The sequence below is a fragment of the Terrabacter tumescens genome, from assembly GCF_014646815.1.
GTDB classification, from domain to species: Bacteria; Actinomycetota; Actinomycetes; order Actinomycetales; family Dermatophilaceae; genus Terrabacter; species Terrabacter tumescens.
In genome coordinates, this window is the sequence record NZ_BMNZ01000005.1 from 460,089 (window position 1) to 480,276 (window position 20,188).

Annotated in this window: 14 protein-coding genes and 1 pseudogene; 5 read left to right on the plus strand and 10 right to left on the minus strand. The window is 73.0% G+C overall.

Translation table 11 applies throughout. The features are described from left to right. Positions 1-41: 41 nt before the first annotated feature. Both IEY30_RS15275 and IEY30_RS15280 read right to left on the minus strand, forming a co-directional pair. Complete coding sequence (locus tag IEY30_RS15275; protein ID WP_030198599.1) at positions 42-518, minus strand: heme-degrading domain-containing protein; 477 nt, start codon at positions 516-518, stop codon at positions 42-44. Between the two features lie 76 nt (positions 519-594). After that, positions 595-4,056: a DEAD/DEAH box helicase gene (locus IEY30_RS15280; protein WP_030198596.1), complete on the minus strand. Its 3,462-nt coding sequence runs from the start codon at positions 4,054-4,056 to the stop codon at positions 595-597. Between the two features lie 90 nt (positions 4,057-4,146). Between IEY30_RS15280 and IEY30_RS15285 the strand changes: the two genes are divergently transcribed. Continuing rightward, positions 4,147-4,620 (plus strand): acyl-CoA thioesterase, encoded by a 474-nt coding sequence (locus IEY30_RS15285; protein WP_030198594.1) that lies wholly within the window; start codon positions 4,147-4,149, stop codon positions 4,618-4,620. Then, complete coding sequence (locus IEY30_RS15290) at positions 4,617-5,087, plus strand: TY-Chap domain-containing protein (RefSeq protein ID WP_030198591.1); 471 nt, start codon at positions 4,617-4,619, stop codon at positions 5,085-5,087. The genes IEY30_RS15285 and IEY30_RS15290 overlap by 4 nt, the downstream gene beginning before the upstream one ends. A gap of 70 nt (positions 5,088-5,157) precedes the next feature. On the opposite strand, the gene IEY30_RS15295 is transcribed toward IEY30_RS15290, so the two are convergent. The 3 genes from IEY30_RS15295 to IEY30_RS15305 form a co-directional block, all read right to left on the minus strand. Continuing rightward, the gene (locus tag IEY30_RS15295) at positions 5,158-5,817 is read right to left on the minus strand and encodes a class I SAM-dependent methyltransferase (RefSeq protein ID WP_081920498.1); all 660 of its coding nucleotides are present in this window, start codon (positions 5,815-5,817) and stop codon (positions 5,158-5,160) included. 2 nt (positions 5,818-5,819) lie between these two features. Then, entirely contained in the window at positions 5,820-6,371 is a 552-nt protein-coding gene (locus tag IEY30_RS15300) for a DinB family protein (RefSeq protein ID WP_052358561.1), read from the minus strand. Positions 6,372-6,433: 62 nt separating this feature from the next. Continuing rightward, positions 6,434-9,955, minus strand: coding sequence for an ATP-binding cassette domain-containing protein (locus IEY30_RS15305; protein WP_030198580.1), 3,522 nt, complete (start codon positions 9,953-9,955; stop codon positions 6,434-6,436). A 122-nt stretch (positions 9,956-10,077) separates the two neighbouring features. Here IEY30_RS15305 and IEY30_RS15310 point away from each other — a divergent pair, with 122 nt between their 5' ends. Then, positions 10,078-10,620, plus strand: coding sequence for a P-loop nucleotide/nucleoside kinase family protein (locus IEY30_RS15310; protein WP_229675024.1), 543 nt, complete (start codon positions 10,078-10,080; stop codon positions 10,618-10,620). 12 nt (positions 10,621-10,632) lie between these two features. On the opposite strand, the gene IEY30_RS15315 is transcribed toward IEY30_RS15310, so the two are convergent. The 3 genes from IEY30_RS15315 to IEY30_RS15325 are packed head-to-tail and all read right to left on the minus strand — an operon-like array spanning position 10,633 to position 14,745. Beyond that, positions 10,633-11,463, minus strand: coding sequence for an SDR family NAD(P)-dependent oxidoreductase (locus IEY30_RS15315; RefSeq protein ID WP_030198569.1), 831 nt, complete (start codon positions 11,461-11,463; stop codon positions 10,633-10,635). 10 nt (positions 11,464-11,473) lie between these two features. Next, positions 11,474-12,445: an NADPH:quinone oxidoreductase family protein gene (locus tag IEY30_RS15320; protein ID WP_030198564.1), complete on the minus strand. Its 972-nt coding sequence runs from the start codon at positions 12,443-12,445 to the stop codon at positions 11,474-11,476. Positions 12,446-12,459: 14 nt separating this feature from the next. Beyond that, the gene (locus tag IEY30_RS15325) at positions 12,460-14,745 is read right to left on the minus strand and encodes an exo-beta-d-1,3/1,6-glucosidase (RefSeq protein WP_030198555.1); all 2,286 of its coding nucleotides are present in this window, start codon (positions 14,743-14,745) and stop codon (positions 12,460-12,462) included. 31 nt (positions 14,746-14,776) lie between these two features. Between IEY30_RS15325 and IEY30_RS15330 the strand changes: the two genes are divergently transcribed. Beyond that, complete coding sequence (locus IEY30_RS15330; RefSeq protein WP_030198553.1) at positions 14,777-16,042, plus strand: DUF4921 family protein; 1,266 nt, start codon at positions 14,777-14,779, stop codon at positions 16,040-16,042. A gap of 133 nt (positions 16,043-16,175) precedes the next feature. Here the strand turns inward: IEY30_RS15330 and IEY30_RS15335 are convergent. Further along, positions 16,176-16,433 (minus strand): annotated as a pseudogene (locus IEY30_RS15335) (DUF3072 domain-containing protein); the annotation flags it as partial. 67 nt (positions 16,434-16,500) lie between these two features. Next, a complete protein-coding gene (locus tag IEY30_RS15340) occupies positions 16,501-17,946 on the minus strand; it encodes a flavin-containing monooxygenase (protein WP_043416836.1) in 1,446 nt (481 codons plus the stop codon). Between the two features lie 87 nt (positions 17,947-18,033). Between IEY30_RS15340 and IEY30_RS15345 the strand changes: the two genes are divergently transcribed. Then, on the plus strand, positions 18,034-20,055 hold the full coding sequence (locus IEY30_RS15345) for an NADPH-dependent 2,4-dienoyl-CoA reductase (protein ID WP_030198540.1): 2,022 nt from the start codon (positions 18,034-18,036) through the stop codon (positions 20,053-20,055). Positions 20,056-20,188 lie beyond the last annotated feature (133 nt).

Here is a 20,188-nt window from a genome sequence, read left to right on the forward strand (position 1 = left end):
CCTCCGACTTCAACCCCGGTTGAGGTCAAATCGACAGGGGCTCAGGCGCGGTCGCGCGCGAGGAAGGCCTCGAGGGTCTCGACGACGAGCCGGTGGTCCTCGCGCTGCGGCAGGCCGGACACGGCGATCGTGCCGATGCAGCCGACGCCGCGGACGATGACGGGAAAGGCACCACCGTGCGCGGCGTAACGGCCCGGGTCGAGCCGCGAGCTGTCCTCGAAGGCCTTGCCGCCCGCACGGAACTCCGCGCCGACGTAGAGGGAGGAGTGGCCGTAACGGTCGACGACGGCGCTCTTGCGCTCGAGCCACCCGTCGTTGTCGGCGGTCGCGCCCGGCAGGGCCGTGTGGAAGAGGCGCTGTCCGTTGCGCCGGATCGAGATCGCCACGGGCGCCTTTGCGGCAGAGGCGGCTTCGCGCAGCGCGACACCGAGCTCCCACGCGGTGTCGTCGTCGAAGCGGTCGAAGACGAGCCGGGCCTCCTGGGCCGCGAGCTCGTCGAGGGTCGGGTGCTCGGTCACCGCCCGATTGTCCACCCGGACCGTCAGGACGTCACGACCACGTCAGTCACGACCACGTCAGTCACGACGACGTCAGTCACGCCAGCGTCAGCAGGTCGCGCACGTCGTCGGCCGTGATGGCGCCCGAGAGCGAGCCGCCCTCGTCGACGACGCGCTGGAAGAGGTCACGCTTGCGCTCCTGGAGCCCCACGACCTTCTCCTCGATCGTGCCCGCCGACACGAGGCGGTAGACGGTGACCGGACGGTTCTGGCCGATGCGGTGGGCACGGTCGATGGCCTGCGACTCGGCGGCGGGATTCCACCACGGGTCGAGGACGTAGACGTAGTCGGCCTCGGTGAGCGTCAGCCCGAAGCCGCCGGCCTTGAGGCTGATGAGGAACGCGACCGCGTCACCCTCACGGAAGCCGCGCACCACCGACTGCCGGTCGGTCGTCGACCCGTCGAGGTATGCCGTGTGGAGCCCCGCGCGCGTCAGCGCGGCCTCGACGATGCGCAGGAAGCCGGTGAACTGGCTGAAGACGAGAGCCCGGTGCCCCTCGGCCGCGAGCTCTCGCAGCTGGTCGACGAGGAAGTCGATCTTGGCGGCCGTCGCCTTACCGGCATGGACCTCGTCGACGAGGACGGGGTCGAGGGCGAGCTGCCGCAGCCGGGTCAGCGCGGCAAGGATGGCGACGCGGTTGGCCTCCGGGTCGTCGAGCAGGCCCAGGACGCGCTGGCGCTCACGCTGCAGGTGCTGGTCGTAGATGTGCCGGTGGACCGGGTGCGGGTCGAGGGACATGACCTGGATCTGCTTGGGCGGCAGGTCGACCGCCACCTGCTCCTTGGTGCGGCGCAGCATGAGCGGCCGGATGCGCCGCCGGAGCAGGTCGAGCAGCTCGGGCCGCTCGCCCGACTCGATTGGCTTGCGGTAGCTCTTGGTGAAGACGTCGGGTCGCGGGTAGAGCCCGGGCGCCGTCAGCGAGAGCAGCGACCAGAGGTCCATGAGGGAGTTCTCCAGCGGGGTGCCGGTGACGGCGATGGTGAACGGGGCGCCTAGCCGGCGGACGGCGACGTGGGTCTTGGCCTGCCGGTTCTTGACGAACTGCGCCTCGTCGAGCACGACCCCACCCCACCGGACGCCGTGGAAGGCGGCGTCGTCGAGGCGCAGGACGGCATACGAGGTGATGACGACCTCGGCGTCGGCGACGACCTCGGCAAGCGGCACTCCCCGCTTGCGCTCGGTGGCGGTGACCGCGACGGCGCGCAGATGCGGCGCGAAGGTCTCGAGCTCGCCCATCCACGTGCCGACGACGCTCGTGGGCGCGACGACGAGCACCGGCCCCCGCGCGTCGGGACCGTCGCTGCCGAGCTCGCCGCGGTCGTGCGCACGGACGAGCGCCGCGATGACCTGGAGCGTCTTGCCCAGGCCCATGTCGTCGGCGAGGATGCCGCCGATGCGGGCGTCCCAGAGGCGGGCGAGCCAGCGGTAGCCGTCGAGCTGGTAGGGGCGCAGCGTGGCCCGCAGGTCGGGCGGGACCTCGGCGAGCGGGCCGGACTCGAGGGAGCCGAGCGCCTCGACGTTGGCCGCCCAGCGGGCGCTCTGCTCGTCGACGACGCCGAGGGCGACGAGCTCGTCCCAGAGGTCGGCGTGGTGGGCGCTGAGGCGCAGGCCGCCGGTCTCGGGGTCGGCGATGTCGCGGGCCTCCTCGATGAGATCGCGCAGCCGGTGCAGCTCGGGCCGGTCGAGGCGGAAGAAGGCGCCGGAGTCGAGCAGCATGATGTCGTCGCCGCGGGCGAGTGCCCCGAAGAGCGGCTCGAAGGGGACCTCCTCGCCGTCGACCTCGACGGAGACGCGCAGGTCGAACCAGTCGCCGGGCTCCGTGTCGCGGCGCTCGGACCGCGCGCCGTCCCCACCGGCCCCACCGGCCCCACCGTGCGAGGCCTCGGTCGCGCCGAGGCGCACGACGGGCGCCGAGGTGACCTCCTCGTAGGCGGGGACGTCGCCGTCGACCTCGACGGTGACGTGCTCGTCGGCCTCGAGCAGGGGCAGGGTGTCGGCGACGAACCGGGCCGCGGCGAGGCCCTTGAGCACGAGGCGGGGCACAAGGTAGGCGTGCCCGACGATGTCGGAGCGCAGCGCGCCCGGCACCGACTGCAGCGACGTCGCGGCCTGGACGGCTGCGGCCTCGGCGTCGCGGTCGCGCCCGCCGACGGTGCCGAACCGGGCCGTCGTGAACGGTCGGGGTGTGCCGTCGTAGGCGTGCCCGAGGTCGAGGCGCAGCTCGCCCGGCACGTCGCTGACGACCTTCACGTGCACGGTGACGACTTCGGGCTCGGCCTCGTCCGACGGCTCGGGCGCCGGAAGCGGCACCTCCGAGCGGACCCGCAGCCGCTGCCGCAGGCCCGGCACGACGGAGCGCAGGAACCGCCCGCGCTCGTCGGCGGGGACCCGCAGCCCGGCGAGCGCCGACGCGAGGGCGTCGGGCCCGAGGTCGAGCTCCTGGTCGAGCGGCACGAACGTCAGCGACCCGTCGTCGCCCTCGACCGCCACGGCGTGCACGGGGTCGCCGAGGTAGAGCCGCTCGCCGGTGACCTCCGGGGGCAGGCCGTCGAGCTCGACGTCGAGGTCGAGGTCGCCGCTGCCGTCGGCGGCGCGCTTGACGAGCAGCACGAGAGAGGCCGCGTCGTCGACGACGTGGACCGGACCGGTGACACCCTCGCCGGGCATCACCTCGATGCCGGCAGCGCGGGCCTCGCGCAGCAGCCCCCACACGTCGGGGCTCGCGTCGAGCGAGAGCGGGGGCGTGGCGGAGAAGTACGTCGTGCCGCCGGACCCGTGCCGCGCGACGTCGTGCAGGCGCCCCATGATCCGCTCGTGCTCGGGCAGGAAGCGGATGCCCGGCCGCCACTGGGGCAGGGCGTCGTGCCACGAGAGGGTGCGGTGCCAGGTGCCGGCGCGGGTCCACCGGGTCGGGCGCAGGCCGTAGCTGAGCTCGGGGACGCCGCGTCGACCGCGCTGGTCGCGATAGACGGTGTCGACGAACAGGCCCGCCGGCATGAGGTCGCCGCGCGGCTCGGGACGGGCGGGCGCCGAGGTCGCCTCGACCGGGCGCGGACGGACGTGACCGAAGACGTCGGCCCAGTGCGGGGGCACGACGAGCGGCGCCGCCTCGGCCACGGCCTGCGCCTCGGCGCCCTCCGCCTCGTCGGCGGCGCGCGGCTCGACGACCTTGCCCTGCGCCACGTCGCGCGCGGTCAGCATGAGCGCGACGACGTGCTTGCAGTCGGCGGCCACGGGGCAGCTGCACCGGCCGCTCCACAGGTGCGAGCGCCCCTTCGGGTGCGGCCGCGCCTCGATGATCGTCTGGTAGGTCTCGCTGCCGCTGCCCTCGATGGTGCCGAGCAGCATCATCCCGTCGGGGCGCGTGGCGAGCGAGCGCACCCGCCGCTCGAGCGCGTACGCCCTCCCCCGGTCGAAGGTGCGCGTGCCGACCTGCTGCGCGATGTCGGGGTCGGTGACCTCACCCACCCACGTCGCCCGACCCACGCTCCATGCCACTCCAGAACTCTACGTTCGCCCGCCGACACCGAGGCCCGCCGTCCACAGCGTCCCCGCGTCACGGCATACGCCGTCGGGCAGGATGGGCGCATGCCGAGCACGCCCGACCCCCGTGACCTGACGCTCGCCGACTTCCCGGTGCACCGGCCGGTGACGACGCGGTGGTCCGACAACGACATGTACGGCCACCTCAACAACGCCGTCTACTACGAGCTGTTCGACTCGGCGATCAACGGCTGGCAGGCCGAGCACGTCACGGTCGACCCGATGACCGATGCGACCCAGGGCGTCGTCGCGGAGTCGTCGTGCGCCTTCTACGCCGAGGTGGCCTTCCCCGCGCCGCTCGTCGTGGGGGTCCGCGTCGTGCGGCTGGGGCGCAGCAGCGTCACCTACCAGCTCGGCCTCTTCGTCGACCCGGAGCGCAGCGCCGTCCCCGACCCGGCGATCAAGGCGCTCGGGCACTGGGTTCACGTCGAGATCGACGCCGCCACCCGCCGCCCGACCCCCATCCCGGACCACCTGCGCGCGCTCATGGAGACCGCGGTCGTGGAGGTCCCGGCATGACCGACGGCCCGCTCGAGGAGTCGTGGGAGGCCTGGAGCGCACGCATCGGCGCCGACCTCGCGGCCCTCACCGAGGACGACTGGATGACCTTCACGGTCCACGTGCCCTCACAGACCACGAGTGCGTATGCCGGCACGCGGGCTCCGCGTGGATGGCGCCGGTCGGGTGGTCGGTCGGGTGCTCGGACCCGCGTGCCCGACGTCTTCGTGCAGGCGCGCCGCCTCGACGGCGTGCTCGCGCTCGAGTGCATCGGGGACACGGAGTTCGAGGGCGTGACCGACCTCAGCCCGGAGCAGCAGGCGGCGCTCGCCGAGCTCGGCTGGGAGCGGGAGGGCCGGGACCCGGAGTTCAGCCGCACCTTCACCGACGGCCGCGAGGCGGCCGACCTCGTGCACGTGAGCCTCACCGAGGTGCTCGGCGCCGCGACGCCGGCGGACGTCGACCTGCGGCGCGCGCCCCGGCCGTGAGCGCGCCCGGCCGTCGGTTTCTGCGACGGCCGGTGCGGCGCCCGGCGCCGGCGTGTTCCGCCCGGCGCGCCTAGACCGCCCGGGCCACGAGCACCGCGTGCGGCCGTCGCTCACCCTCGTGCCCACGCTGACGGCGCTCGACCTCCACGAAGCCGGCCGCCGCCAGGCGAGAGGCCATCTCGTCCACGGGCCACCGGTAGGCGTGGATGACCTTGTGGTCGAAGGCCTCGCGGACGGGTCCCTCGAAGAAGCCCACGACCACGGTGCCGTCGGGCGCGACGACCCGGCGGATCGCGGCCAGCGCGGCATCGAGCTGGTCGGGGTCGAGGTGGATCAGGGAGTACCACGCCAGCACGCCGGCCAGCGAGGAGTCCGGACGGCTCGCATCGGTCAGCGACCCCACCTCGAACTCGACTCCCGGATGCGCCTGCCGAGCATGGGCGACGAACTCGGGCACGAGGTCCACGCCGCTCACCTCGCACCCGATGGAGTCGAGGAAGCCGGTCAGGTGGCCGGGGCCGCAACCCGCGTCGAGGACCGGGCCGTCGACGGAGCCGAGGTGGCGCTCGATGAGCCGGAGGTCGTCGGGGTGCACGATCTCCACCGACCCGAGCCGCTCGATGTAGAGCTGCGAGAGCAGCGAGTAGGCACGCTGCACGTCGACCGGACCGGTGGCCGCGGGTCCGGCCGTTGCGCCTGCCGCCCCGGCGTCCGGGGCCGTCTCGTCCACGTTCACTGGCCGGTGCGGCCGTCGACGCACTCGCGGAGGAGGTCGGCATGTCCGCAGTGCCGGGCGTACTCCTCGACCAGGTGCACGACGACGCCGCGCACCTGGTACGGCTCTTCGAGGTCGGTGTAGCGGGTATAGACCTCGCGCGAGTGGGCGACCTCGCGACGCCACGACTCCCAGGCGTCGGCCACGCACTCCTCGGTGCCGACGGCGGTCTCGAAGTCGAGGTCCGGCTGCCCCTCGGCCTCGTAGAGGACCGGCAGCGTCGACTGGCCCTCGAGCGTGCGCCGGAACCAGTGGTGCTCGATCTTGGCCAAGTGACGCACGAGGCCCAGCAGGCTCATGGTGCTCGGCGGGACCGACCGGGCGGCCAGCTGTTCGGGCGTCAGGCCGTCGCACTTCATCTCGAACGTCATCCGGTAGTGGTCGAGATAGTGGGCCAGCGTCGCCACCTCGCCGACCGGGGGCGCCGTGAGGTTGCGCGGGTCCGTGTCGGGGTCGACCCAGAAGGCCCGGCGGGGGTCTGCGGTCTGGCCTGTCGGCTCGTCGGTCACGGGTGGCAGCACATCAGGCAGGGGTCGGTCCGGCAAGCCGGGCGCCGCCGGGTCATGGACGGTCACCCGGCGAGGTGGGCCCAGCGCTGCGACAGCTCGCGCCAGGGTGCCGTCTCGACGACCCGGCCCCGCTCGAGCACGACGACGCGGTCGGCCTGGGCCAGGGCAGCAGCCTTGCTCGTCGCGCCGATGACGGTGGCCCCACCGGAGCGCAGCGCGGCCCACAGCTCGATCTCGGTGGCCGCATCGAGCGCCGACGAGACGTCGTCGGCGAGCAGCAGGTCCGCCTCGCACGCGAGCGCGCGAGCGAGTGCCAGACGCTGCACCTGACCGCCGGAGAGCCGGACGCCGCGGTGGCCGACGAGCGACTCGGGTCCGCCGGCCTCGGCGACGTCTCGCTCCATGCGGGCCGTCGCGAGCGCCGGCTCGACCTGCCGGTCGGGGTGGTCGAGGGCGATGTTGCCGGTGAACGTGCCGGAGAGGACCCGCGGCACCTGGGCGATGTGCGAGACCCGACCGGGGCGCAGCTCGACCTCGGGCTCGGTCAGGGCACGCCCGTTCCAGAGGACCTCACCGGTGTGCGACGTGAGCCCGGCCAGCGTCGAGAGCAGGCTGGACTTGCCCGAGCCGACCTGGCCCAGCAGGAGCACCAGCTCGCCCGCGCCGACGGTGAGGTCGACGTCCTCGACGCCGATGGTCCCGTCGTCGTGCACCGCCGTCAGCCCTCGCAGGGTCAGGCTGCGCAGCGGCTCGCGCGACCCGGGCTCCGGGTCGTCGGCCGTGCCGTGCACCAGGTCCATGCCCCAGGGCAGGTCCATGAGGTCGCCGCCGCCGGCGAGCTCGCTCGTGGCGTTCATCCAGGCCCGCACGCCGGGGGCCTCCGTCACGACCGAGCCGGCGACCCGGCCGAACCAGTCGAAGCCGCTGACGGCGTTGGCGACGAGCAGGGTGACGGCGAGGGGCCACGTGCCGTGCAGGAAGCCTGCCCACGCGGCGACGACGCCGCACTGGACCATGACGACGGGCACGCCGTCGAGCAGGGCCTGGACGCGGTGCTCACGGACGGCGGCGTCGACGCGTCCACCGTCGACCTGGTGGAGGTGCCGGTGCACCTGGGGGGTGGCCGCGGCGAGCTTGACCGTGCGGATGGACTCGAGGGCGGAGACCAGCGAGCGGCCGAAGTCGGCGCGGGCCGTCGAGGCCGCGGCTGCCGAGCGCCCGGCCACGGGCCGCCCGAGGGTGGAGGCCAGCGCCGAGGTGACCATGACGACGAGCAGGACGGCACCGGCCAGCCAGGTGCCGGCGATGAGAGCCGTCAACGACGCGACGACGAGCCCGTTGGTGAAGTCGACCCAGCGGTCCGTGTAGCGGGCCAGTCGGTCGGCGTCCATCGTGCGGGCGACGACCTCGCCGGGCGGGGTGCGCACGAGTCGGCGCTGCGAGGTCTGACCCGCGAGGACGGCGGCGCGCACCCGCAGCCGGACCTCGATCCACCAGTGCGGGTAGGAGCGGAAGGCCTGAGAGAGCAGCAGCGGACCCACGAGGAGTGAGGCGACGAGGGCCGCGGTGACCCAGCCGGGGTTCTCCCCGGCCTGCAGGCGCGTGACGACCAGGCCCCAGGTCCAGCCGGTGAGGGCGCCGAACGCACCGGTCAACGACGCGAGGAGGAAGAGCGAGGCCCCGAGCAGGCCCCAGCGGGGCTGGATGCTCACGGCGTGCAGGACCTGGCGCGCCAGGCTCGGGCTCGGGGCCAGCACCGGCGGCGGCGGCGGGGCGGTGCTGCGCCGCACCGAGCCGATCGCGGCGTCGTCGTGGTGGTGCTCCTCGACGGCGACCTCGTGCGCGGCTGCCTCGAGCAGGCGGCGGAAGGGGCCGTCGGCTGCGGCCAGCTGGCCGCGCGGGCCGTGCTGGACGACGCGGCCCGACTCGAGGACGGCCACCTGCTCGGCCCGCTCGGTCGTCGACAGGCGGTGGGCGACGAGGATGCCGGTGCGCCCGGAGATGAGCCGGTCGGCGGCCCGGACCACGCGCGCCTCGGTGACGGGGTCCATGCGGGCCGTCGCCTCGTCGAGGACGACGACGCGCACGTCGCGCACGAGCAGCCGGGCGAAGGCCACGAGCTGCTCCTCGCCGGCCGAGAGCGTCGTCCCACCCGGGCCGAGCATCGTGTCGAGGCCGCCGGGGAGGCCGGCCACCCAGTCGGTCAGGCCGAGCTCGGCGACCGCTGCCTCGACGCGGGGGCGGGGCACGTCGCCGAAGAGCGTCATGTTCTCGGCGAGGGTGCCCGCGAGCACCTCGGTGCGCTGGGTCACGACGCCGACCGCGGCCCGGAGCTGCTGGAGGTCGAGGTCCCGGACGTCGGTGCCGCCCAGCAGCACGGTGCCGTCGGGCGGTTCGACGGCCCGTGAGAGCAGCGAAGCGAGCGTGGACTTGCCGGAGCCCGTGCGGCCGACGAGGGCACACGTGTGCCCAGCGGGGACGACGAGGTCGACGTCGCGGAGCGCGAACGTGCCTGTGCCGTAGCTGAACTCGAGACCCCGGAACTCGACGTCGAGCGGCCCGTCGGGCAGCGGCAGACCGCCGACGGGCTCTGCCGGGGATGCGAGCATGGCGCGCAGCCGCAGGACGGCGCCGAAGCCCTCCTGCAGGTCGGGCAGGTGACGCGCCAGCATGTCGACGCCGCCGACGAACATCGTCGTCACGAGGAAGAGGGTGACCAGGCGAGCGGTGGTCATGTCGTCGGCGAGCACGAGCGCGGTGCCGACCACGGCGACCGCGGCCAGGGCGCCGTGGAGCAGGCCGCCACTGCGACGGGTGATGCGGACCTCGACCTGGAGCACCCTGTCGAGGGCCGCGTGGACCGTGGCGGCGAGGCGGGCGTTGCGGCGCAGGACGTGCGCCTGGCCCAGGGCGGTGCGCAGGTCGTCGCGGGCGGCGACGCCCTCCTCGGTGGATGCCGCGTGGTCGGTCCAGGCGGCCTCCTCCACGACCTTGCGCTCGGCGACCTGCGGCAGCAGGCGGCGCACGACCCAGTAGGTCGCGAGACCCGTCAGAGGGAAGAGCACGGCCGCGGGCCACCACGCGAGGCTGGCGACGACCCAGAGCGGCCCGGAGGCGAGGAGGGTGCGCACGGCCTGCCACACGCCCCACCGCATCAGCTGGCCGACCTCCCAGGTGTCGTCGTCGATGCGGTCGAGCACCTCCCCGACGGCCTGCTCGGACAGCTCGGACAGGGGCTGGGCCATGGCGGCGTCGAGCAGGTCGGCGCGCAGCCGCCCCTCGGCGCGGTCGCAGACCGTCGCCCACATCGTCTTGGCGACGGTGTCGATGACGGCTCCGCCGACGACACAGAGGGCGAGCAGCACGACGAGCATCGAGGTGGCGTGCTCGGCCAGACGGCCGGCGACCATGGACCCCAGCGACGCAGCGATGGCTCCGAAGAGGGACATCGTGAAGCACACGATCGTGAGCGGGCGACGGACCCGGCGCCAGTCCACGGGGACCCGACCCTGCGGCATACCGCCACCGCGTGGAGCGCCGTCGTGCGTCGTTCCCCGTGCGTCGTCGTGCCCCACCGTCGTCATCGTCACAATCACTGGACGGTACCGACCGGCACCGACACCACGCCTCCTGTTTTAGGCCCCCCCGCCGGCTGCAACCTGAAGAAGCGGACCCACCCGATGGAGCAGCGGCTTCAATGGGGACCGTGACGACGACGAGGCCGACCCTGTTCCTGACCGTGGGGCTCCCGGGCACCGGGAAGACCACGGCGGCGCGAGCCATCGAGGCGGAGGAGAACGCTCTCCGTCTGACGAAGGATGAGTGGGTCAAGGCCCTGTTCGGACCGGCGAATCCTCCCGCGGCCTCGGACGTGGTCGAGGGACGGCTCATCGACATCGGGCTGCGCGCTCTGCAGCTCGGCATCAACGTCGTGATCGACTACGGTCTCTGGGGCAGGGACGAGCGCTCGGCCCTACGAGCCCTCGCCGCCGACCTCGGGGCTGCGGTGGAGCTGCGCTACTTCGAGCTCACGCCGCCCGAGCAGCGCCGACGGCTCGACCGGCGACAGGCCGAGGAGCCCCACACGACCTGGCACATGTCGGACGCCGAGCTGGCCACCTGGGCCGAGATCATCAGCATCCCGACGGCCGGAGAGCTGGACGGCACCGAACCCGTCGATGACCCGCCGGCGGGTTTCCCGACGTGGGAGCAGTGGCGCAGGCACCGCTGGCCCTCCTCGATCGGGTGACATGACACGACCTCAGCGGCCTGCTGCCACCCGCTTCGCCGCTCGCTTCATGACGGCTGTGTAGGCGGGTCGGGCGAACCGCTTGGCGCGCCACGCGATCCGGCCGTCGCGATCGGTGAGGATGACGTCGCGTCGGGCGTCGATGCCGCGCACGACGATGTCGGCGACCTGCTCGGCCGAACGCTTCGAGCCGCTGACCATCTTCTTGCCCGCGGTCTCCATCTCGGTGTCGGCGCCCTGGAACGACGAGCCGAGGTTGGTGCGGAAGAACGACGGGCAGACGACCGACACGTCGATGCCGTGCGGGGCGAGCTCGTGCGACAGCGTCTCACTCAGGGCGACGACGCCGGCCTTGACGGTGTTGTAGGCGGCCATGCCGGGTGCGTGGACGAGCCCGGCGAGCGAGGCGGTGTTGACGATGTGGCCGCTGCGCTGCTCCTTGAAGAGCGGCGTGAAGGTGCGACAGCCGCGCACGACGCCGAGCAGGTTGATGTCGACGATCCAGTGCCACTCGTCCATCGTCGCGACGTCGATGCGCCCGCCCGCGGCGACGCCGGCGTTGTTGACGAGCAGGTCGAGGCCGCCCCACGTCTCGCGCACGTGGGCGAGCGCTGCCGCCCACGCCTCGTCGCTGCGCACGTCGAGGGGGAGGTATGCCGCAGCCTCGGGGAGTGCGTCGGGCCGGTCGGTCTGCACGTCGGTCGCGAGCACGTGGTCACCCCGGGCGACCAGGGCCCGCACGAGTGCGAGCCCCAGCCCGGAGGCACCGCCCGTCACGAGGACGCGCCGGGGGGACGTCGGGGCGGACGAGCGAGCGGACGCGCGGAGCGGCAGGGACGGCATACGCCCCAACCTACTGGCGGACGGTGAGGGTCACCTTGCCCTGGGCGCGTCGCTCGTCGATCTCGGTGAGCGCCGCGGCGATGTCGTCGAGCGGGTGGCGCGAGCCGATGGGCGGGGCGAGCGCGCCGGACTCGAGGAGCGGCAGGATCGACTCCCACTGCGTGCGGAGGTAGGAGGGGTCGGGCATCCAGAAGGCGCCCCACCCGACACCGACGACGCTGATGTTGTTGAGGAGCAGCCGGTTGACCTTGACCTCGGGGATCTGGCCGGCCGTGAAGCCGATGACGAGCAGACGCCCCTCGGGAGCGAGGCTGCGGAGGCTGTCGGTGAAGCGGTCACCGCCGACCGGGTCGACGACGACGTCGACCCCACGTCCGTCCGTGAGCTCCTTTGCGGCAGCGAGGAACCCGTCGGCGAGCACGACGTGGTGGGCACCAGCGGCGCGGGCCGTCTCGATCTTGTCCTCGGACGAGACGACGGCGATGACGCGGGCGTCCATGGCCCGCGCGAGCTGGATCGCGGCGGTGCCGATGCCGCCGGCCGCACCGTGGACGAGAACGACCTCGCCGCGCTCGAGCCGGCCGCGCTGGGTGAGCGCGAAGTGGACGGTGAGGTAGTTCATCGGCAGCGCGGCGCCGACCTGGAACGGCACGGCGTCGGGCAGTGGGAAGACCATCGCCTCGGGGACGGCGACCGTCTCGGCAAAGGCTCCGAGCACTGGAAAGGCAGCGACGCGGTCGCCCGGACGGAACGCGCTGCCCTCAGCGGCTTCGCGCACGACGCCCGCGCACTCGGCGCCGGGGACGAAGGGCAGCTCGGGGCGCATCTGGTAGAGCCCTCGGGTCATGAGGACGTCGGGGAAGCTGACCCCCGCCTCGTGCACGTCGACGAGGACGTGACCAGGCTCGAGCGTGGGCTCGGGGACCTCGTCGACGGTGACGGTGGACGGGCCGCCGAGGCTGGTGACGCGCGCTGCTCTCATGCCTGCGAGCCTAGTCAGGCGGAGCCCTCCGGCGTGATGGTGAAGGTCACACGGAGCAGGTCGGCGTCGCGGGAGCTCGGGCCGACACGCAGCTCGAACTCGCCGGCCTCGACGACGCGGCGACCGCCGGCGTCGACGATCGAGCACGCGGCCGCGGGCACCTCGACGCGTGCCCGCACCGACTCTCCTGCCGGCACCGTCACCCGCTGGAATGCCTTGAGCTCCTTGGTCGCCCATGTGACGCTCGTGACGACGTCGGTGACGTAGGCCTGCACGACCTCGTATGCCGTCCGCTCGCCCGTGTTGGTCAGCGTGACCTCCGCGACCAGGACGTCGTCGTGCGCGAGCTCGGCAGCCTCGAGGGTCAGGTCGGACCACTCGACGGTCGTGTAGCTCAGGCCCTCGCCGAAGACGAACTGCGGCTCCTGGGTCAGGTCGGCGTAGCGGTGGCCGTGCTGGCCGCGGACCTGGTTGTAGTAGGTCGGCTGCTGGCCGACGTGCCGCGGCACGGAGACCGGCAGGCGTCCGGAGGGCTCCATGTGGCCGAGGACGAGCTCGGCGACGGCGCGGCCGCCGCGCATTCCGGGGCTGAACGCCTCGATGATCGCTGCCGCGCGGAGCGCACTGGGCGGCAGGACGTTGGGCTTGGAGTGGAGCAGCACGACGACGACGGGCGTGCCGGTGCTGTCGAGCTCGTCGACGAGGGCGTCGAGGAGGGCCACCTGACCGCCCTGCAGGTCGAGGGTCGCGGTCGAGCAGCCTTCTCCCGTCAGGGCGATCGTGTCACCGAGCACGACGACGGCGAGGTCGGCCGTCTGGGCCGTGGCGACGGCCTCGGCGAGCTGGGCCGGGTCCACCGGCGCGGGCGCGGACACGGGTGGGCGCGGCTGGCCGTCGGGGAAGAGCGGCCCCTCGGGGTCGGGCACGAGCGTCTCGATCTCGGCGCCGCGGGCGTGCGTGACCGTCCACGTGGGCGGGACGACGGCGCGGAAGCCGTCGAGGACGGTCTCGACCGTCTCGCGGGGGTGTCCGTCAGGCATCCAGTCCACCTGTCCCGACGCCCCGGCCCAGTCGCCGAGGTTGGCCTGCGGGTCGTCGGCGTTGGGGCCGAGGACGGCCACGGTGCGCGGGACGTCGCCCACGGCATACGGCAGCGAGCCGTCGTTGGTGAGCAGGACGAGCGAGCGACGCGCGACCTCGAGGTTGAGCGCGGCGTGCTCGGCCGAGCCGATGACCACCCGCTGGCGCTCGACGTCCGGCGGACGCGGGTGCTCGAAGAGGCCGAGCTCGAGCTTGACCCTCAGCACGCGGCGAGCCGCCTCGTCGATGCGGCCCTCGTCGAGCAGGCCGCGGGCGACGGCCTCCTGGGCAGCCTCGAAGAAGGCGGGCGTCGTCATGACGAGGTCGTTGCCCGCGCGCACCGCGACTGCCGCCGCCTCGACGTCGTCGGCGCAGACCTTCTGCTCCCAGACCATCCGGCCGACGTTGTCCCAGTCGGTGACGAGGGTGCCGGTGAAGCCCCACTCCCCCTTGAGCACCTCGTCGAGCAGCCACCCGTTCGCCGTGACGGGCACGCCGTCGATGGCCTGGTAGCCGAGCATGAAGGTGCGGCAGCCCTCCTGGACGGCGCGCTCGAACGGCGGCAGGAACCACGACGTCAGCTTGCGGCGGCTGAGGTCGGCCTCGCTCGCGTCGCGACCGCCCTGCGTCTCGGAGTAGCCCGCGAAGTGCTTGGCGCACGCGAGCACCGCTGTGGGATCGGTGAGTCCGTCTCCTTGGTAGCCGCGGACCATCGCCGCCCCGAGCTCGCCGATGAGGTGCGGGTCCTCGCCGAAGGTCTCGCCGACGCGGCCCCAGCGCAGGTCGCGCGTGATGCAGAGCACCGGCGAGAACGTCCAGTGCACCCCGGTCGCCGAGACCTCGACGGCGGTGACGCGTGCGGCCTGCTCGATGAGCTCCGCATCCCACGAGCAGGCCATGCCGAGCTGGGTGGGGAAGATCGTCGCGCCGGGCCAGAAGGAGTGGCCGTGGATGCAGTCGTCCGCCGTGAGGAGCGGGATGCCGAGGCGGGTCTGCTCGGCGAGCGCCATGGCCCGCGGCAGGTCCTTGGGCGAGGCGTGCAGGATCGAGCCCGCGAGCTTGCCGTGGACGATGTCGGTGAGGTCGCCCCGAGCGTCGAGCTGGAGCATCTGGCCGACCTTCTCGGGGAGCGTCATCCGCCCGATCAGGTCGTCGAGCCGCTCCTCGACTGTGAGGGACGGATCACGGAACGGCAGGTCGGTCGGGGCGTCGGCGGGCACGCTCCGACGCTAGTCGACCTACGCTGGAGAGGTGATCGAGCCCCTGACGCGACTGCCCGACGGGACCATCAAGCAGGTGAACCCCATCACCGGCACCAAGGTGTGGACGCTCCCCGGCAGGGCGGCCCGTCCCCTGGGGCAGCCGAGCCGGCACCCGCTGCCCATCGACCCCCTCGACCACGACCGGCACTGCGCCTTCTGCTGGGCGCGCATGCGGGAGACCACCCCCGAGATCGCCCGGCTCGTCCACGACCCCGACGGCTGGCACGACGTGCGAGGCCTGCTGGCCGAGGACCTCGACCACAGCACGCCGCAGTTCCGGCTCATCCCCAACCTCTTCGAGATCCTCAGCTACGACTACTGGCACCTCGCGCACGGCTGGCAGCCCACGGCCGACTCGCGAGCCCGCCGGACGGCATACCTCTCCACCCCCGGTGGCCGCGAGCACGTCACGTCCCTCGCGCGCATCCAGATGCGGGCGCGCGGCACGGTCGGCGCCGACGCCGAGCCGCTCGCCGAGGAGGACCTCGAGCGCGAGGCCGTCGGGCTCTTCGCCGGCAACCACCAGGTCGTCATCTCCCGGCGCCACTACGTCGACGACGCGACGGACGACTCCCAGCTCGCCGGGTCGGGGACCCTGACACCCGAGGAGCACTGGAGGTACACGAAGTTCACGATCCGCGCGATGCATGACCTCTACCGCGACAACGAGTGCGCGCGCTACGTGTCGGTCTTCCAGAACTGGCTGGCCCCCGCGGGGGCGTCGTTCGACCACCTGCACAAGCAGGTCGTCGCCATCGACGAGCTCGGCGCCCAGAAGGAGCGCGAGATCGAGCGGCTGCGCACCGAGCCCGACATGTTCGCCCGGTGGGGCGCGGAGTATGCCGCGTCGCAGGGTCTCGTCGTCGCGCGCACCGAGCACGCGGTCGCGTTCGCCGGCGTCGGGCACCGGTACCCAGCGCTCGTCGTGCACGTCACCGACGGAGACGGCTGCCCGTGGGAGCTGGGTGAGGCCCAGGTGCGCGACTTCTCGGACCTCGTCCACGCCTGCCACGCCGCGACCGGGGTGCACGTCCCCTCGAACGAGGAGTGGCACCACCGGCCGCCGTCCGTCGACGTGCCGATGCCGCTGCGAGCCGTCATCAAGTGGCGGATCTCGACGCTCGCCGGCTTCGAGGGCGGCACGAAGATCTACGTCAACACCATCGACCCGTGGGCCGTGCAGCAGCGGGCTGTGACGCAGCTGCGGCGGCTCGCGGACGACGGTCTCGTCTCCGACCGCATCGAGATCGCCTGACCGACGTCAGGCGATCTCGGCACGGCCCCGCTCAGAGCTCGCTGCCGTGGCCCTCGGTGCGGCCGACGTTGCCGTCCGCGCCGATGGGCCCGTTGCCGGCGTCGGCAGTGCCGGCGCTACCGGCGCTCCCGGCGCTGTCGGCGCCCCGGCCCGTCGACTGCTGGAGACGGTCGATGTGCTCGGAGGCCTGGGCCTTGGTGAGGTCGCCGGGCAGGGTCTCGCCGGCCTCGCGGGCCAGTGTCTCGAGGTAGCTGCGCTGGGCGCCGGTCATCGGCTCGTCGCCGGTCACCCAGTCCTCGGGGTCCTTGACGGCGGAGTCGCCTCCGGCGTCCGCTGCCGCGCCGGTGGCGCCGATGACGTCGTCGTTCGAAGGTGTGTTCGCTTCGCTCATGCCGGCTCCGTACCCGATCATCACCCGCCCGGCACGGAACCCTCGACACGCCCCTGCGGGCGCCCGGTCAGCGACCGAACGACATCGCCTCGGTGACGTCGCTGCGCAGCATGTCGCGCCGGTCGAGCAGGTAGTTCTGCCGCATCAGCCAGGGCGCGCCGTCGCCCTGCTGCGGCAGGTCGGCGGCGGCCCGCTGGACATAGCCGGAGGCGAGCGGCAGCAGGGGCCGCCCCTCCATGCCTTCCGGTGCGTGCGGCGTGGCCACCCGCCAGGCGTTCTGCTCCATGTGGCCCAGCAGCCGGCACACGTAGCGGTTGGCGAGGTCGGCACGCAGCGTCCACGACGCGTTGACGTAGCCGACGCACACCGCGAGGTTGGGCACGCCGGCGAACATGACGCCGCGATAGACGGTGAGATCGCCGGTGGGCCGGGCCTGCCCGTCGACGGTCATGGCGATGCCTCCGGCGAGCTTGATGCGCAGGCCCGTCGCGGTGACGACGACGTCGGCGTCGAGCTCGCGTCCCGAGTGGAGGCGTATGCCGTGTGGCACGAACGTCTCGATCGTGTCGGTGACGACGTGGGCGCGTCCACTGCGCACGGCCTCGAAGAGGTCGCCGTCGGGGACGACGCAGAGGCGCTGGTCCCAGGGGTCGTAGGTCGGGGTGAAGTGGTCCGCGACGAGGTCGGTCGAGCCGAGCGACTTCGCGGCGCCCTTGGACAGCATCGACCGCATCACGGCAGGGCGGCGGCGGCTCAGCTCGTAGACGCCCATCGTGCCGAGGACGTTCTTGTAGCGGGCCGCGGTGCCGGCGGCGCGTCCCGGCAGCACCTTCTGCAGGACGTCGCGGACCCGGTCCTGCCTGGGCAGGGATGCGATCCACGTCGGCGTGCGCTGGAGCATCGTCACGTCGGCGCCGGCGTCCGCGAGCGACGGCACGAGCGTCACGGCCGTGGCACCGGAGCCGATGACGACGACCTTCCGGCCCGACACGTCGAGGTCGTCGGGCCAGAACTGGGGGTGCACGACCTGGCCCTCGAAGGTCTCGAGGCCCGGCAGCTGCGGGTCGTGCGGGCGCTCGTAGTCGTAGTAGCCGCTGCAGAGGTAGAGGAAGCTGCACGTCAGCTGCCGTCGCGTCCCGGCGTGCTCGACGGTCACCGTCCACAGCGCCTCGTCGCTCGACCAGTCGGCCGCGACGACCTTGTGGCCCAGACGGATCCGCTCGGTGATACCGTGCTTGTCCGCCGTGCGGCGCAGGTAGTCGAGGATCTTGGGCCCGTCGGCGATCGCGTCCGGGTCGGTCCACGGCTCGAACGGGAAGCCGAGCGTCATCATGTCCGAGTCCGAGCGCACACCCGGGTAGCGGAAGAGGTCCCACGTGCCGCCGAGCGAGTCCCGCGCCTCGAGGATCGCCCATGTGCGGGTGGGGCTCATGGTGCGGAGGCGGTAGCCCGCGCCGATGCCGGACAGGCCGGCTCCGACGACGAGGACGTCCAGGTGCTCGAGATCGCTCACCTCGCCATTCTCACCCACGCCTCCCGCACTGTGACGCTGGCCGCCTGAGCGGCTACCGAGCGGTAACCAGCGGCTACCCTCGGGCGGGTGACGACGGCATACCCCCACCTGCTCGAACCGCTCGACCTCGGCTTCACGACGCTGCGCAACCGCGTCGTCATGGGCTCGATGCACACCGGCCTCGAGGACCGCGCCAAGGACTTCGACCGGCTCGCGGCCTACTACGCCGAACGGGCACGCGGCGGGGTCGGCCTCATCGTCACGGGCGGCTTCGCGCCCAACCTCGCCGGCTCCCTCTACCCGGGCGGCTCCGTGCTCGTGACGGAGCGCCAGGCTCGTCGCCACCGGGTCATCACGAACGCCGTGCACCGCGAGGGCGGCAAGATCGCCCTGCAGATCCTGCACGCCGGACGCTACGCCTACCACCCGCTGGCCGTCTCGGCGTCGGCCCTGAAGTCCCCGATCTCGCGCTTCACCCCGCGGGCGCTCAGCGCGCGCGGCATCCGGAGCACGGTCGCGGCCTACGCCCGCTGTGCCCGGCTGGCGCGTGAGGCCGGCTACGACGGCGTCGAGATCATGGGCTCCGAGGGCTACCTCATCAACCAGTTCCTCGCGCCGCGCACCAACCAGCGCACCGACGAGTGGGGCGGCTCGCCCGAGAACCGCCGACGCCTGGCGGTCGACGTCGTCCGTGCGGTGCGCGAGGCCGCTGGTCCCGACTTCGTCGTCGTCTACCGCCTGTCGATGCTCGACCTCGTGCCCGAGGGCCAGTCGTGGGACGAGGTCGTCGCCCTGGCCCACGAGGTCGAGGCCGCGGGCGCGACGATCATCAACACCGGCATCGGCTGGCACGAAGCGCGCGTCCCGACGATCGTGACGTCGGTGCCCCGCGGCGCCTTCACGCGCGTCACCGCCAAGCTTCGCCCCGAGGTCGGCATCCCGGTCGTGACGAGCAACCGCATCTCGATGCCCGACCTCGCCGAGCAGGTCATCGCCGACGGCAGCGCCGACCTCGTCTCGATGGCCCGGCCCTTCCTCGCCGACCCGGACTGGGTGGCGAAGGCCGCGGGCGACCGCGCCGACGAGATCAACACGTGCATCGCCTGCAACCAGGCCTGCCTCGACCACACCTTCTCCAAGCAGACGGCGACCTGCCTCGTGAACCCCCGCGCCGTCCGCGAGACGACGCTCGTCCTCGCCCCGACCCGCCGCTCCAAGCACGTGGCCGTCGTCGGGGCAGGGCCGGCCGGCCTGGCGACCGCCGTCGCCCTGGGTGAGCGCGGCCACCGGGTCGAGCTCTTCGAGGCGGGTGACGACCTCGGCGGCCAGTTCGCCCTCGCCATGCGCATCCCCGGCAAGGAGGAGTTCGCCGAGACGATCCGCTACTTCCGACGTCGGCTCGAGCTCGGCGGGGTCAAGGTCCACCTCAGCCGTCGCGCGACCGTCGACGACCTCGCGGACTTCGACGAGGTCGTCGTCGCCACCGGGGTCGAGCCGCGCGTGCCCGACGTGCCCGGCATCGACCATCCGAAGGTCGTGACGTATGCCGCCGCCATCCGCGGCGAGGCACCGCTCGGTCGGCGCGTGGCCGTCATGGGAGCGGGCGGGATCGGGGTCGACGTCTCGGAGCTGCTGACGCACGTCGAGTCGCCGATGACCGTCGAACAGTGGATGGCCGAGTGGGGCGTCGGCGAGCCGGACGCGTCGCGCGGCGGGCTCGTCGAGCCGCACCCGTCACCGTCGCCGCGGGAGGTGCACCTGCTCCAGCGCAAGGCCACCCCCATCGGCAAGGGGCTCGGCAAGACGACCGGCTGGGTGCACCGGGCGGCATTGAAGGCCAAGGGAGTCCACCACCACGTCGGCGTGAACTACGAGCGCGTCGACGACGCCGGCCTGCACATCAGCCACGGCGAGGAGCACTCGGACCCTCAGGTGCTGGACGTCGACACGATCATCGTCTGCACGGGCCAGGAGTCGGTCAACACGCTCGGGCCTGAACTCGTCGCGGCCGGGGTCAGGGTGCACGTCATCGGCGGGGCCGACGTCGCGGCCGAGCTCGACGCCAAGCGCGCCATCCGTCAGGGCACCGAGCTCGCCGCGACGATCTAGACGTCTTCCCCCATGTCGAGTGCTCACTTCCGCACGTCGAGAAATGGGCACTCGACGGCGGTTTCAGGGCGTGTGCGCAACGGTGAGTAGTTCGTTGAGTTTATGGGCGGGGGTGTGGAAGCCGAGGGTGGCT